14 protein-coding genes are annotated in these 15,098 nt (G+C 44.5%); 13 read left to right on the top strand and 1 reads right to left on the bottom strand.

Annotated features, from left to right (window positions below; all coding sequences use genetic code 11):
- Positions 1-20: 20 nt before the first annotated feature.
- From HG263_RS00545 to HG263_RS00515, 7 genes are all read left to right on the top strand, one after another.
- The gene (locus tag HG263_RS00545) at positions 21-1,196 is read left to right on the top strand and encodes an isovaleryl-CoA dehydrogenase (RefSeq protein WP_171624143.1); all 1,176 of its coding nucleotides are present in this window, start codon (positions 21-23) and stop codon (positions 1,194-1,196) included.
- Between the two features lie 9 nt (positions 1,197-1,205).
- Entirely contained in the window at positions 1,206-2,813 is a 1,608-nt protein-coding gene (locus HG263_RS00540) for a carboxyl transferase domain-containing protein (RefSeq protein WP_171624142.1), read from the top strand.
- Between the two features lie 12 nt (positions 2,814-2,825).
- Complete coding sequence (locus HG263_RS00535; protein ID WP_171624141.1) at positions 2,826-3,608, top strand: enoyl-CoA hydratase-related protein; 783 nt, start codon at positions 2,826-2,828, stop codon at positions 3,606-3,608.
- A 10-nt stretch (positions 3,609-3,618) separates the two neighbouring features.
- Positions 3,619-5,571 (top strand): acetyl/propionyl/methylcrotonyl-CoA carboxylase subunit alpha, encoded by a 1,953-nt coding sequence (locus HG263_RS00530; protein ID WP_171624140.1) that lies wholly within the window; start codon positions 3,619-3,621, stop codon positions 5,569-5,571.
- Between the two features lies 1 nt (position 5,572).
- Entirely contained in the window at positions 5,573-6,475 is a 903-nt protein-coding gene (locus HG263_RS00525; RefSeq protein ID WP_171624139.1) for a hydroxymethylglutaryl-CoA lyase, read from the top strand.
- Between the two features lie 74 nt (positions 6,476-6,549).
- Positions 6,550-7,248, top strand: a complete 699-nt coding sequence (locus HG263_RS00520) for a CoA transferase subunit A (protein ID WP_171624138.1) — start codon at positions 6,550-6,552, stop codon at positions 7,246-7,248.
- An 11-nt stretch (positions 7,249-7,259) separates the two neighbouring features.
- Positions 7,260-7,919, top strand: a complete 660-nt coding sequence (locus HG263_RS00515; RefSeq protein WP_171624137.1) for a CoA transferase subunit B — start codon at positions 7,260-7,262, stop codon at positions 7,917-7,919.
- 78 nt (positions 7,920-7,997) lie between these two features.
- Here HG263_RS00515 and msrA read toward each other — a convergent pair whose 3' ends face one another.
- Entirely contained in the window at positions 7,998-9,230 is a 1,233-nt protein-coding gene (msrA, locus tag HG263_RS00510; protein ID WP_246239863.1) for a peptide-methionine (S)-S-oxide reductase MsrA, read from the bottom strand.
- A 222-nt stretch (positions 9,231-9,452) separates the two neighbouring features.
- Between msrA and HG263_RS00505 the strand changes: the two genes are divergently transcribed.
- The 6 genes from HG263_RS00505 to pcp all read left to right on the top strand — a co-directional run bounded on the left by HG263_RS00505 (position 9,453) and on the right by pcp (position 15,054).
- On the top strand, positions 9,453-10,967 hold the full coding sequence (locus HG263_RS00505; RefSeq protein WP_171624135.1) for a leucyl aminopeptidase: 1,515 nt from the start codon (positions 9,453-9,455) through the stop codon (positions 10,965-10,967).
- A gap of 103 nt (positions 10,968-11,070) precedes the next feature.
- Entirely contained in the window at positions 11,071-11,727 is a 657-nt protein-coding gene (gene pxpB / locus HG263_RS00500) for a 5-oxoprolinase subunit PxpB (protein ID WP_171624134.1), read from the top strand.
- Complete coding sequence (locus HG263_RS00495; RefSeq protein ID WP_171624133.1) at positions 11,721-12,644, top strand: 5-oxoprolinase subunit C family protein; 924 nt, start codon at positions 11,721-11,723, stop codon at positions 12,642-12,644. Before pxpB ends, HG263_RS00495 begins: the two co-directional genes overlap by 7 nt.
- A gap of 10 nt (positions 12,645-12,654) precedes the next feature.
- Positions 12,655-13,383 carry a DUF969 domain-containing protein gene (locus HG263_RS00490; RefSeq protein ID WP_171624132.1) on the top strand — a complete coding sequence of 243 codons (729 nt, stop codon included), beginning with the start codon at positions 12,655-12,657 and terminating at the stop codon, positions 13,381-13,383.
- A complete protein-coding gene (locus HG263_RS00485; RefSeq protein WP_171624131.1) occupies positions 13,380-14,399 on the top strand; it encodes a DUF979 domain-containing protein in 1,020 nt (339 codons plus the stop codon). Before HG263_RS00490 ends, HG263_RS00485 begins: the two co-directional genes overlap by 4 nt.
- The gene (pcp, locus tag HG263_RS00480; RefSeq protein ID WP_171624130.1) at positions 14,392-15,054 is read left to right on the top strand and encodes a pyroglutamyl-peptidase I; all 663 of its coding nucleotides are present in this window, start codon (positions 14,392-14,394) and stop codon (positions 15,052-15,054) included. The genes HG263_RS00485 and pcp overlap by 8 nt, the downstream gene beginning before the upstream one ends.
- The last annotated feature ends 44 nt before the right edge of the window (positions 15,055-15,098 follow it).

Raw genomic sequence — 15,098 nt, 5'->3', positions numbered from 1 at the left:
CCTCTCACAGGATAACTATTATGAGTACCGTATCTTTATATAAAGAAATGAATTTTGGTTTAGGCGAAACTGCCGACATGATCCGCGATCATGTTAATAGTTTTGCAACCGCAGAAATCGCCCCACTGGCAGAAAAAACAGACTTAGACAACAGCTTCCCAAATCAACTGTGGCCACAATTTGGTGATATGGGTTTATTAGGTATCACTGTGCCTGAAGAGTTCGGTGGTGCAGGCATGGGTTATCTTGAGCACGTCGTTGCGATGGAAGAAATAAGCCGTGCCAGTGCCTCAATTGGTTTAAGCTACGGCGCACACTCAAACTTGTGTGTTAACCAAATCAACCGTAACGGTAACGACGCACAAAAGCGTAAATATCTACCAAAGTTAATCAGCGGTGAGCATATCGGTGCGCTTGCGATGAGTGAGCCAAATGCTGGCTCTGACGTGGTATCAATGAAACTTAAAGCCGAGAAAAAAGGCGATAAGTACATTTTAAACGGCAATAAAATGTGGATCACCAATGGCCCAGATGCAGATGTTTTGGTGATTTACGCTAAGACTGACTTAAACGCGGGTTCAAAAGGGATCACCGCATTTTTGGTTGAAAAAGATTTTCCTGGCTTCTCTACTGCGCAAAAACTAGACAAACTAGGTATGCGTGGTTCAAACACGTGTGAATTGGTATTTGAAGACTGCGAAGTGCCTGAAGAAAACATTCTTGGTGGTTTAAACGAAGGCGTTAAAGTACTGATGAGTGGCCTAGACTACGAGCGTGTAGTACTTGCAGCAGGCCCTCTGGGCATTATGCAAGCATGTATGGACATCGTTGTGCCTTATATTCACGAGCGTAAGCAATTTAACCAGTCTATTGGTGAATTCCAGCTTATCCAAGGCAAAATCGCAGACATGTATACGCAGATGAATGCCGCTCGTTCATACGTTTACACAGTAGCAAAAGCCTGTGACCGTGGTGAAACAACCCGTAAAGATGCCGCGGGTGCCATTCTATACGCTGCCGAATTGGCAACAAAAATGGCGTTAGATGCGATTCAAATTTTAGGCGGTAATGGCTATATCAACGAATATGCCACTGGCCGTTTATTACGTGATGCAAAACTATATGAAATCGGCGCGGGTACTTCAGAAATTCGCCGTATGCTAATCGGACGAGAGCTTTTCACAGAAAGCCGCTAAGGATAAAACATGACTGTACTTAACTCTTCAGTTAACCCTCACGACAGTCAGTTTAAAGCAAACAGCGAAGCCATGGCTTCGCTGGTTGCTGATTTAAACGACAAAGTCGCTACGTTATCTCAAGGCGGCGGTGAAGCCCTCATCGCCCGTCATCAAAGCCGCGGTAAATTGTTTGTTCGTGACCGCATTAACACCCTACTCGACGAAGGCTCACCCTTTTTAGAGATCTCACAATTTGCAGCTTTTGGTGTGTATGAGCAAGACATTCCCTGTGCAGGTGTGGTTGCGGGTATTGGCCGTGTGCAAGGCATTGAATGCATGATTGTAGGTAATGATGCCACCGTTAAAGGCGGTACTTACTTTCCACTGACGGTGAAAAAGCACCTGCGTGCCCAAGAAATTGCTGAGCGGTGCCATTTACCTTGTATCTACTTGGTAGACTCAGGCGGTGCTAACTTACCAGAGCAAGATGAAGTATTCCCAGACAAGCTGCACTTTGGTCGTATATTCTACAATCAAGCGCGTATGTCAGCCAAAGGTATTCCACAAATTGCTGTGGTTATGGGTCTTTGTACCGCAGGCGGTGCGTATGTACCAGCAATGGCCGATGAAAGCATCATAGTAAAAGAACAAGGGACTATTTTCTTAGCAGGTCCACCGCTGGTTAAAGCAGCCACAGGTGAAGAAGTCAGTGCTGAAGATTTAGGTGGCGCGGATGTACACTGTAAAACCTCAGGTGTTGCCGATCACTATGCGGAAAATGACGAGCATGCTTTATCTATTGCCCGCCAATGTATCGCTCGTATCAACCACCAGCGCCCCACTCGCCCTATTTTAAAAGACGTAAAACCACCACGCTACGATATTCGTGAAGTATATGGCATTGTAGGCACCGACTTGAAAAAACCCTTCGATGTTCGTGAAGTCATTGCCCGTGTTGTGGATGATTCTCAGTTTGACGAATTCAAACGCTATTTTGGCGAAACATTGGTAACAGGCTTTGCCGAAATCTATGGTCACCCTGTTGGTATCGTCGCCAACAACGGAATCTTATTCTCTGAATCTGCCCAAAAAGGGGCACACTTTATTCAGTTATGTGCACAACGCGATATTCCACTGCTGTTTTTACAAAACATCACCGGCTTTATGGTAGGGCAAAAATACGAAGCTGAAGGTATTGCTAAACATGGTGCGAAGATGGTAACTGCTGTGTCGTGTGCTGACGTGCCTAAGTTTACTGTATTAATTGGTGGCTCATATGGCGCTGGGAACTACGGAATGTGTGGTAGAGCTTATGAACCAACCATGATGTGGATGTGGCCAAATGCCCGTATTTCCGTGATGGGTGGTGAGCAAGCCGCGGGCGTACTAACGCAAGTTCGTCAAGACGGTCTAGCACGTAAAGGTGAAAGTATGAACGATGAAGAAGTGGCTGCTTTTAAAAAGCCAATCATCGAACAGTACGAGCAACAAGGTCATCCTTATTACGCCAGTGCACGCCTGTGGGACGATGGTATTATTGACCCTTCAGATACCCGCACTGTATTAGGTCTTGCGCTTGAAGCAGCCGCAAATGCACCACGCAAAGAGTCAAAATTTGGCATCTTCAGAATGTAATAGGAGCAGACTATGTCGGTCACTTTAACGATAACAAAAACAAAAGTGGCGATTTTAGAGTTAAGTCGCCCAGAAAAACATAATGCGTTCGACGATGCCGTAATTGCTGAGCTTATTCAGTGTATTGAGCATGCCAATAGCCTTGAGATCCGTGCCCTTGTGCTTAAAACACAAGGCAAACACTTTTCAGCAGGTGCAGATCTTGGCTGGATGAAATCAATGGCGAACAACAATTACGATGAAAACGTTGCCGACTCCGCCAAACTTGCCAAGTTAATGTCTGTACTTGCAACTTCACCTCACCCAACATTATGTTTGGTGCAAGGGGCAGCATTTGGCGGTGCATTAGGCCTGATTGCGTGTTGCGATATTGCTGTTGCAACAGTCGATGCAAAATTTTGCTTAAGTGAAGTAAAACTGGGCCTTATCCCTGCAGTTATCAGCCCTTATGTAATTAAAGCCATTGGCGAGCGTCAAGCGCGTCGCTACTTCTTAACAGCCGAAGTATTTAAAGCTGAACAAGCACTATCTTTGGGTTTAATCCATGAAATCAGCGACGACCTAGAAAAGAGCCAGCAGTATTTTATCGATACCTTATTGAACAATGGTCCAGCTGCGGTGCAATCAGCTAAATCACTTATCAATGAAGTAGCAAATAAAGAAATAGACGAGCCGTTAATAGCGCACACAGCCAAACGTATCGCTGAGATTAGAGTAAGCCCTGAAGGGCAAGAAGGCTTAAGTGCCTTTTTTGAAAAGCGTGCGCCAAGTTGGCAAAACGCGGCAAAACAGTAAGGGATAAATCATGTTGAAAAAGATCCTCATTGCAAACCGTGGTGAAATCGCCTGCCGCGTTATGAAAACAGCCAAACGACTGGGTTTAAAAACTGTCGCGGTATACTCAGATGCTGATGCCAATGCTTTGCATGTGAAACTGGCGGATGAAGCCTATCATATTGGTCCTGCGCCCAGTAAAGACTCATATTTAGTTGCAGATAAAATACTGGAAGTTGCCAAATTAGCTGGTGCAGACTGCGTGCACCCAGGCTATGGCTTTTTATCTGAAAACAACACTTTTGCGCAAGCCTGTGAAAATGCGGGTATCGCATTTATTGGACCATTGGCCAGCTCAATTGAAGCTATGGGTTCAAAAACCCGAGCCAAAGAAATTATGGCACAAGCAAGTGTTCCTTTAGTGCCGGGCTACTATGGTCAAAAGCAAGATAGCGACTTTTTAGCCGCTGAAGCTGAAAAAATTGGTTACCCCGTACTTATCAAAGCCGCGTTTGGTGGTGGCGGTAAAGGCATGCGTGTGGTGCGCCAAAGTAATGAATTTTTGGCCGCACTTGATGGCGCCAAACGAGAAGCGCTGGCAGGGTTTGGTAATGACCTCGTGTTGTTAGAACGCTATGTTGATACACCTCGTCACGTTGAAGTACAAGTGTTTGCTGACAATCATGGTAACTGCGTGTATTTGGGTGACAGAGACTGTTCACTACAACGTCGCCACCAAAAAGTAATTGAAGAAGCCCCTGCTCCCGGTCTCACTGATTTCTTACGCAAAGAAATGGGAGAAGCAGCGGTGCGCTGTGCCAAAGCCATCAACTATCGTGGCGCTGGTACCGTTGAGTTTTTATTATGCGGCGAAGAGTTCTTCTTTATGGAGATGAACACGCGTCTGCAAGTAGAACACCCTGTCACAGAAATGGTCACAGGCTTAGACTTAGTTGAGTGGCAAATTCGTGTTGCCAACAATCAGCCACTGCCGTTAACGCAAGATGACATTGAGTTAAATGGTCATAGCTTTGAAGCGCGTATCTACGCCGAAGACCCACGCGAAAACTTTATGCCGTTCTCTGGTGAGCTGACGCACTTGTCATTTCCCCAAGAAAGTGAAGGGGTGCGTATTGATACCGGTGTGCAAACGGGCGCAGAGATCAGCTCGTTTTACGACCCAATGATTGCCAAGCTCATTGTGCATGGGCCAGATCGCGAAACTGCCTTGTTGAAATTGCATCATGCATTAGAAGAGGTACATCTTGCTGGCGTAAAAAGTAACATTGCATTTTTGCATCATTTGTCAGGTCACCCAACTTTTGTTGCGGGCGCGCCTGATACACACTTTATCGATAGCCAAACAGACACGCTTACTCAGCAACCTGAGCCTCTTGCGCAGATGATCTTACTCGCGGTGGCTGCATTTATTAACCATACTATGCCTCGTAAAAATAATACACCTTGGCAAAGTTCGCTGGGTTTTAGATTAAACCAAAGCGCAAAAGTAAACGTACCATTTTTTGATGGACCTGTTGAAGCGACATTAAGCAACGAATTAATAAGCGTTGAACACGAAGGCAAAGCAATTAGCATCAGCGCATCGCTTGAACAGACCCTGCTTAATGCCATCATTGACGGTAAAAAATATCAAGCGAATGTAGTTGTTGAAGATGACTCTATTACTGTGATGTATCAAGCGCATGCACACACTTTTGAGCTGAAGTCTAAGCATTATATCAGTGAGCATGAGCACGAAGCCGCACCACTGGCTGCGCCACTTAACGGAACTGTTGTGAAACATCTACAACCGCTTAACAGCCAAGTAAGTAAAGGTGATGCCGTGGTGATCATTGAAGCGATGAAAATGGAATATACTTTGAATGCACCATTTGATGGCACATTAACCAGTTATTGCTTTGCAGAAGGCGCATTGGTTAGCCACGGCGACATGCTGGCAATTGTAGAGCCTGTGGAGGCATAACATGGCATATCCGACAAGTGTTCGAATAGTAGAAGTGGGTGCTCGTGATGGCTTACAAAACGAAGCAAGTGTAACTACAGAGCAAAAAATCACGCTCATTAATGCACTGTGTGACGCAGGTCTTAAAAATATCGAAGCAGGCGCCTTTGTATCGCCCAAATGGGTGCCACAAATGGCCGACTCAACAGATGTTATCAAAGGGTTAGGCATTCACCCTAACGTTACTTTTAGTGCGTTGACCCCAAATTTAAAAGGCGCTGAAGCTGCACTTGACGTGGGCATTAAAGAGTTTGCCATTTTTACCGCAGCCAGCGAAGCGTTCACACAAAAAAACATCAATTGTTCGATTGATGAAAGTATTGAACGATTTAAACCCGTTGTGGAACTAGCTAAGCAGCGCGGCGTAAAAGTACGCGGTTATGTGAGCTGCGTACTTGGCTGTCCATATCAAGGTGAGGTCGAACCAGAGGTCGTGCTTGATGTGTGTAAACAATTGTTGGCTATGGGTTGTTACGAAGTGAGCCTTGGCGACACCATCGGTGTTGGCACGCCAAATAAGGTACAGTCGTTACTGACCCTTCTGCTCGAACACATCAGTGCTGATAAGCTTGCGGTGCATTTTCATGACACCTACGGACAAGCTTTAGCAAACATTAGTAAAGCGCTTGAAATGGGCATTTCAACACTTGATAGCGCCGTCGCCGGTTTAGGTGGCTGCCCTTATGCAAAAGGTGCGTCAGGAAATGTTGCCACAGAGGATGTTGTTTACTTACTGCAAGGGCTTGGCATTGACCCCCAAATTGATTTAGAAAGACTAGCCAAAGCTGGCTGGGCAATTTGCGAGGCGCTTAATAAGCCCCCAGTGAGCAAAGTCTCTTTGGCTTTAAAAGCGAAGTGCGAATAAAAAATATACATAATTTATGCGTTATTTACAGACTGATGCATATTGAACAATAAACAATCTTTAGGAGTGGGCTAATGGCCGGTTTCGATAAAGTAGTAACAAGCTATGCCGAAGCAATGGATGGATTAAAAGATGGTGATACCATCATTGCTGGCGGCTTCGGATTGTGTGGTATTCCAGAAGGCTTGATCAACGAAATTAAGCGTAAACAAACCAAAGAACTAACCGTAGTGTCAAATAACTGTGGTGTTGACGATTTTGGTCTTGGCATTTTGTTACACGATCGCCAAATAAAAAAAATCATTGCGTCTTACGTTGGTGAAAATGCTTTATTTGAACAGCAATTGCTTGATGGCATCATTGATGTTGAACTAACACCACAAGGGACACTTGCAGAAAAAATGCGCGCTGGTGGTGCGGGTATTCCAGCATTTTACACAGCTACGGGCTACGGTACGCCCGTAGCTGAGGGTAAAGAAGTCAAAGAGTTTGACGGCCGCCCTTACATTTTAGAAGAATCAATCACTGGCGAGTTTGCGATTGTTAAAGCGTGGAAAGCAGACCGTTATGGTAATCTTGTGTTTCGCCACACAGCGATGAACTTCAACCCTATGGCTGCGACCGCTGGCAAAATTACGGTCGCTGAAGTTGAAGAAATTGTTGAACCTGGTGAATTAGAACCAAGCCAAATTCATACCCCAGGTATTTACGTTAACCGCGTGATCAAAGGCAACTTTGAAAAACGCATTGAGCGTGTTACTACGCGTAAATAAGGAGAATTATAATGGCTTTATCACGTGAACAAGTAGCAATGCGCGTAGCCCAAGAGCTACAAGACGGTTTTTACGTCAATTTAGGAATTGGTATTCCTACCCTTGTGGCGAATTACGTCCCAGAGGGGATTGAAGTAATGCTGCAATCAGAAAATGGCTTATTAGGCATGGGTCCGTACCCAACTGAAGACCAAGTTGACGCGGATATGATCAACGCGGGTAAAGAAACCGTGACAGCTGCGACAGGTGCTGCAATATTTAATAGTGCAGATAGTTTTGCCATGATCAGGGGTGGTCATGTAGACTTAACGGTTCTAGGTGCATTCGAAGTTGATCAACAAGGCAATATTGCGTCTTGGATGATCCCGAAAAAGTTAATTAAAGGCATGGGCGGTGCGATGGACTTAGTTGCCGGCGCACAAAACATCATTGTTACTATGACCCATGCAAGTAAACACGGCGATTCAAAACTGTTAGAAGCATGTACTTTGCCACTAACGGGTGTGAATTGTGTCAAAAAGATCGTAACTGACTTAGCTGTGTTAGAAGTAAAAGACGGCGCATTTCATTTGCTAGAACGCGCGCCGGGTGTTAGTGTTGATGAAATTATAAGCAAAACAGCAGGTAAGCTAATCGTCAATGGCGATATTCCTGAAATGCAGTTTGCCTAACACCATGTACCGACCTCATTCCCAGTGCCAATGGCGCTGAGTTACCCAAAACCCCTCTCACGAGGGGTTTTTTTTATCTCATAATTTATCTTTTGGAACAAACTCTAATACTGTCGCATTAATACAATATCGATCAGCTCCTCCAGGCCCTTCTTTTGCAAACACATGGCCTAAATGAATACCACTGGATTTTGAACGGATCTCAGTACGGCGCATACCATGACTATTATCTTCATGATAGGTGACGCTGCCTTTCACTGGGTGTTTAAATGACAACCAGCCAGTCCCTGAGTTGAATCTGTCTTTGGTATCAAATAAAGCAGCGCCACTGAGTTTATCGATAAATATCCCTTCTTTGCTGTTTTTAAACAAGTCATATTGTTTGCAAAATGGCGCGTCCGTTTTGCTATTAAATGCCACCTTGTAAGCTTCGCTATCTCCTAATTTGAACACGCCCAAGGCGCGATAAAAATCGTCTTTATTTATCAACCCTTGATGACCATAAACCTCTTTCCCTTGCTCTATAAATAAGATAGTTGGGGTTGCCCAGGTCGCTGTGGTTAAAGTAAGTCCCTTAAGCTGATTCGCATATCTAAAATGTAAAGGAATACTGCCTTGATAATCATTCAGCACGGTTTTTTTTAGCTTTTCACAATAAGGACAGTAGCTTTGCGAATCAACGACAACAATATGCTTACCCACCAAAAGTGCTTTATTGTTTGGTTGTTTATGGTGCTTTTCCTTAAACACAACACCTGTTGAGTGATCAGGGCAATAACCATTTGGGTTCTTTGCCAAGTAATTTTGGTGGTACTCTTCAGCTGGATAAAAGGCATCTAAAGATTTAATTTGCGTTTTAATTTCACCATAGCCTGCTTCACTTAACAGCGCTTGATATTGCGCTTGCAGCTTTACTGCAACTGCCTGCTGTTCTGGCTCACTGTATAAAATAATTGAACGATATTGGGTGCCAATGTCATTGCCTTGACGGTTTTTTTGCGTTGGGTCATGACTCTCAAAATAGCGCATCAATAACTGCTCTGTACTTAGCATATTAGCGTTGTAGGTAACTTTAACAACTTCCGCATAGTTATTTTCGTCAAAGCGCCTTTTTGCTTGTGTTATGGCCTTATAACTTGCTTTAAAGCCTGAGCCATCCGCATAGCCTGATTGTGCGTCCAGTACGCCTTGCATCGCCTCATAGCGTTTTTCAGCCCCCCAAAAGCAACCCGAACCCAGTACAAGTGTTTTAATATGAGAACTTGCTTGTGGTGGTGTTTTAACAGCATCCGGTTGGGCCAATACCCACATACTCACTATTGCCGCTAAAGTAGCCCAAATATACACACTATATTTTTTCATATCGCCTCTCACATAATGGTGTCTCTATAGCTAGACCTTGTTGCAGTTATATTCATTTCATGTGTAAAACCCAAAAACTAACTCTAATATTTGACGTTTCGACGAGACTGACTTAAAAACGGACACGTTTTGCGGTAAAAGCAGAGCTCTAGATAAGATGAGAGGTTATCAATGAAGTTACTAACCAAGCTGAGTACCATCGCTTTAACAGTTGCCAGCATAGGCAATGCCGAGGCTGCACAGTTTAAGTTCACATCGCACTTAGCAGAGGCTGGTACGCTCGTGGTGTTTAAAAATACCCAAGATGAAAGCGATTTTACTTTTTTAAACAAAGCAACGCGAAAACAGCTTAATAAAGCCGTAAACAGTGCTGGCTTCACAGCACAATATGGCAAAACTATGCAACTACTGGCACCTACCAATAGCAAATACGAGCGCATTGTATTAGTTGGAGTCGGTGACAAAGATGAATTCAACGCAGCCAAAGCAGCCAAACTTGGCGGAGACATACATGCCTTCGTGAAAAATCACAATGGCAAAAATATCGCGCTGGCATTCGACAAAGTATCTGGTTTAGCAAGTAACAGTGAATTAGCTGCACACTTTGCTCATGGCGCAAACCTGCGGGACCACCAATTTGATATCTATAAGAAACAAAAAGAGCAAACTCTAACTAGCTACATGGTAGATGTGGATGATAACTCTACAACAACACAAATATACCAACAGTTAGCAAACATTGAACAGGGGGTTTTTCTAGCTCGAGATTTAACATCTGAAATTGCCAGTAACATGACACCTGTCGATTTCGCCAATGCCGCCAAAGAGCTTGAGCAATATGGGGTCAAAGTAACCGTACTTGAACCCGAGCAAATAAAAGAGCTTGGTATGGGCGCGCTTGAAGGTGTAGGCCGTGGCAGCGAACAAGGTGCTCGACTGGTTGTTGCACATTATGAAGGCAGCAACGAAACCCCTATCGCCCTAGTGGGTAAAGGGATCACATTCGATTCGGGTGGTTACAGTATTAAAACAGGTAAATCTATCGCTCGTATGAAATCTGACATGGCAGGTGCAGCAGCAGTGCTTGGTACTGTTAAGGCAATGGCACTTAGCAAAGCAAACGTAAATGTTGTTGCAGTCATGGGCATGGCAGCCAATATGGTTTCTGAGCAAGCTATTGCGCCGGGTGACGTACTGCGCACAGCTGAAGGATTAAGTGTTGAAGTACTCAATACCGATGCGGAAGGTCGCTTAGTGCTCAGTGATGCGATGTGGTACGCTCGAACTTACTTCCAACCCGAGATCATGATTGATATAGCAACCCTCACCGGCTCAAAAATACGTGCGGTCGGTAATCGTTACAGCGCAATATTTTCTGACGATGAGCATTTAATTAAAGAACTAACACACGCAGGTGAACATGTTAATGAACCTGTTTGGCGCTTACCGCTGGGTTATAAAGATATGCTTAAGTCTAACATTGCAGATCTGAGCAATATAGGACATGACGGACCAGGTGCAACAACAGCGGCTTCATTTTTGCAGCACTTCGCGGGTGACACGCGCTGGGTACATTTAGATATTGCTGGCAACGTGTTATCCAGCAAAGCTTCTGGAGAAGTGCCTATAGGTGGCACAGGCTATGGTGTACGCTTGTTAAGCGAGTGGCTTTTATCCAATAAATAAGCTATTCAAAAAGCCATAGATAATATGGCTTTTTTATTAAGCTTGCATTTCTCCCCTACCAGTTAGCTATACTAAGGCCAAGATAATAAAAAAGAAAACAACTATGTTAGATGCGCACAGTTACTTATTAGGTGAAAACGCGTTAGTGGTTGCACTACACACTGACAAGCCCTCACCGAGCGAACAACGTCGTTTATTTGCTTTAACGGTCAGCTTACAGCACAGCAATGCGTTTTTAGACATTGTGCCTGCGAAAGCCTCAGTTACTGCCTATTTAGCGGATCCAAGTCAATATCAGTATTGGCTCAAAAAAGCGATGCTCTTGTGGGAAGAAAGTGAAGAGGTTGCTTTTAATGTACAAACCCACCACATCGATGCAATTTATGGTGGTGAACACGGTCCAGACTTGATGGATGTTGCGCAGCGGCTAAACCTAAGTGCTAAACAAGTCGTCGAATGCCATAGTGAATATACCTATCAGGTGGAGTTTTTGGGGTTTTTGCCCGGTTTTGCTTATTTGGGCACTCTACCCGACCCCCTGCAGCTACCTAGAAAATCGACCCCTAGAAAGCAAGTCCCGAAAGGCTCTATCGCCATTGCTGAAGACCTGAGCGCAATATACCCTAGTAGCTCTCCCGGTGGATGGCACTTGCTTGGCCATTGCTCGCATACCTTGTTTGATCCAACAGCCAATCCACCAAGCTTATTTGCGCCCGGCGATAAGGTGATTTTTATACCAAATAAGGAAGGGATATGCTGAGAGTAATCAAACAAGGTGTCATGGCGAGTATTCAAGACATAGGTCGATTTGGCTACCGTCATTATGGCGTATGCAGAAGCGGAGCATTAGACCCATTTGCGGTGTGTTTAGCAAATATGCTGTTAGATAACCCACCACACCAAGCGGTCATTGAGATTACAATTGGCTTGGCAGAATTTGAATTCGCTCAGCCATGTAATTTCGCTTTAACAGGTGGCTGCTTAAACGCCAAACTAGCAGATCGCCCTATTTACCCCGGTTGGCGCTATTATGCTCATGCAGGTGATAAACTCACCTTTGCCACCAGTGCAAGCGCACAGCGTGCCTACTTTACCGTACAAGGTGGCTTTGCCTTAGAACCCACCCTTTCATCCTATTCTACTGATTTACAAGCCGGTTTTGGCGGCCACCAAGGACGAGCACTGCAGACCGACGATTGCCTCAACTATCAAAAATCATCAACTGAGTTAGCCCCTCTAGGCGTAAAACAGCCTGAATACAAAAAACAGGTACGAGTACTTAAAGGGCCGCATTGTGATAAGCTGCCAGCGGGCTCGTTCGAGCAACTTATTAACGCGCCTTGGACAGTTAGCGAAGTAAGTAACAGAATGGGTAGCAGGTTTAGCAGTGCCTCTTTGCTAAGCCATAATGTAGCTATTGCTACACAAGCGGTTCACCCTGGTGTAATCCAAGTTCCCCCAAGTGGCGAGCCCATTGTTTTATTAAATGACTGCCAAACAACTGGGGGCTACCCAATTGTAGCGACCGTTATCGACGCTGATTTACGCATGTTTAGTCAACTTGGCGCTAATCAGCAATGTAATTTTGTTGAGTGTGACCTAACTCAGGCACGTAAAGCCAGCGATAAACTCAGTGCTCATTTAGCACAATTTAATCTGGCAAAGAATAATAATTAGAGTGATCATAATGAATGAGTTGAACCTATTACCCTTGATAGGTATTGCCGTTGTAGTGCTTGGCTTTGCACTACGATTTAACCCCTTATTGGTGGTCAGTGTTGCTGGTTTGGTTACCGGTTGGGCTGTTGATCTAGATTTTTTTACCTTGATTGAAACTTTTGGTGAAAAGTTCATGAACGCTCGCCAACTTGCGAGCTTTTTGCTCATTTTGCCCATTATTGCTCTATCCGAAAGATATGGACTACAACAAAGAGCTAAATCTTGGGTCGCAAGTATAAAATCCGCTACCACAGCACGTATTTTAAGCCTTTACTTTGTAGTTCGTGAATGCTCAGCAGCGCTAGGCTTATTAAGCCTAGCAGGTCAGCCACAAACGGTTAGACCATTGCTTGCTCCCATGGCATTAGGGGCTGCGGCAAATCTACACGGTGAGTTACCTAAGCATGTAAAAGATATGATCAGTGCCCATGCAGCTGCTTGCGATAATATTGCGGTGTTTTTTGGTGAAGATATTTTTATCGCGTTTGGCGCGGTACTACTTATGGACGCGTTTTTGAAAGAAAATGGCATCGAAGGCATAGAGCCGTTGCACATTGGCCTATGGGCAATCCCCACCGCCATTGCAGCCTTGATTGTACATTTGTTTAGACTCGCTCGACTAGAAGCTAAGATTAGCCAGCAAATGCAGGCGCATACGACTAGCCAAACTCATAACTTAAGTGAGGAGCTATCATGAGCACGCCAGTAACAATACAAACAGAGGCTTCTGCGGTTTTATCAATCAACAATATATATTTATTGATTGGTTTTGTGGTGATGTTTTTGGTTGTAAAAACAATACAAGATCAGGGCCATCCAAAAAAATGGACCACCGCGCTTTTTTGGTTTTTATTTGGTAATGTCTTCTTGTTTGGTGACTTATCCATTAAGGTATTTGGTCCATCAATTACCTATCAATGGGTTGGGTGCAGTGTATTAGCAATCGCTCTGCTTGCTGGTTTAGGCAAGGTATCAATGGGCAGTTACGACGTGCCTACTGATGAAGAGCTCCAAGTAAGTGCGGAGCGCCTAGGAAATCGGTTATTTATACCCGCGGTGATAATTCCTGTAGTCACGGTTGTGTGCACGTTACTTTTGAACAATATTAACATCGCCAATATTTACCTGTTCGATCAACGTCACGTTACGTTAGCGGCACTCACATTAGCCTGTGGAATAGCCTTGCTAGTTGGTTGGAAAATAACTTCTGGTTCCCCCTTGCTAGCACTGGGCGAATCTCGTCGCTTGGTCGACTCTATCGGTTGGGCCGCAATCTTGCCACAAATGCTCGCCATGTTGGGCGGAGTGTTTATAGTGGCGCAAACAGGTACCGCTATTCAAGATTTGGTGACGCTATTTATATCTCCAGATAATCGCTTTATGCTGGTAGTATTATACTGTGTGGGCATGGCGCTATTTACTATGATTATGGGTAATGCATTTGCCGCGTTTCCAGTGATGACAGCAGGTATTGCAGTGCCCTTTTTAATACAAGGACATGGGGCTTCCCCTGCTCCTTTAGTTGCAATTGGGATGTACTCAGGGTACTGCGGCACCTTAATGACACCAATGGCAGCAAACTTTAATATTGTGCCAGCAGCGCTACTTGATCTAAGAGACAAGTATCAAGTGATCAAAGTTCAGATCCCTACCGCGTTGACCTTGCTTGCGATTAACATATTGCTCATGTATGGAGTGATCTTTAATGACTAAAACACAAAAACCCAGCATTTTAATTACTGGCTTTGCCCCGTTTGATGGTGAGCAGCTCAATCCCTCTTGGCAAGCGGTATCTGAACTAGAAGGTGAACACATCGGTGAGTGTGTGGTCCATACCAAAGAGCTGTCATGTGAGTTTGGCACCTCTTTGAAAGAGCTTCATCAAGCCATCGATAAATATGCACCTCAGCTTGTGCTCTGTATAGGCCAAGCGGGAGGGAGAGCGGATATATCCATTGAGCGTGTTGCAATTAATATAACCGATGCACGGATCCCAGATAACGCGGGTAAACAGCCGGTTGACACTCCTGTCATCGCCGGGGCGCCAAGTGCTTATTTCACCAATCTGCCAATTAAGCGAATGTTAGTGGCTCTACAACAAGCACAAATACCCGCTTCTATTTCAAACTCAGCAGGCACCTATGTATGTAATCACGTTATGTACGGCTTAATGCACTTAATTAATCAACACGATACGATGGTTAAAGGTGGATTTGTGCATATCCCTTATTTACCATCGCAAGCGATAAACCATGCTAATGCGCCAAGCATGAGCTTGGAGACTGTAGTCAGTGCACTGCGCGTAATGATTACTTGCGCAATGCAAGATAAACAAGATATAAAAATTGCCGCTGGTACAACCCATTAATTTTGATGAAATATTAGCTTTAATAATTACTTTAAACAGATAAG

It is taken from the genome of Pseudoalteromonas caenipelagi (assembly GCF_013140855.1).
Taxonomy (GTDB): domain Bacteria; phylum Pseudomonadota; class Gammaproteobacteria; order Enterobacterales; family Alteromonadaceae; genus Pseudoalteromonas; species Pseudoalteromonas caenipelagi.
This window is presented reverse-complemented; position numbering and strand designations above follow the sequence as displayed.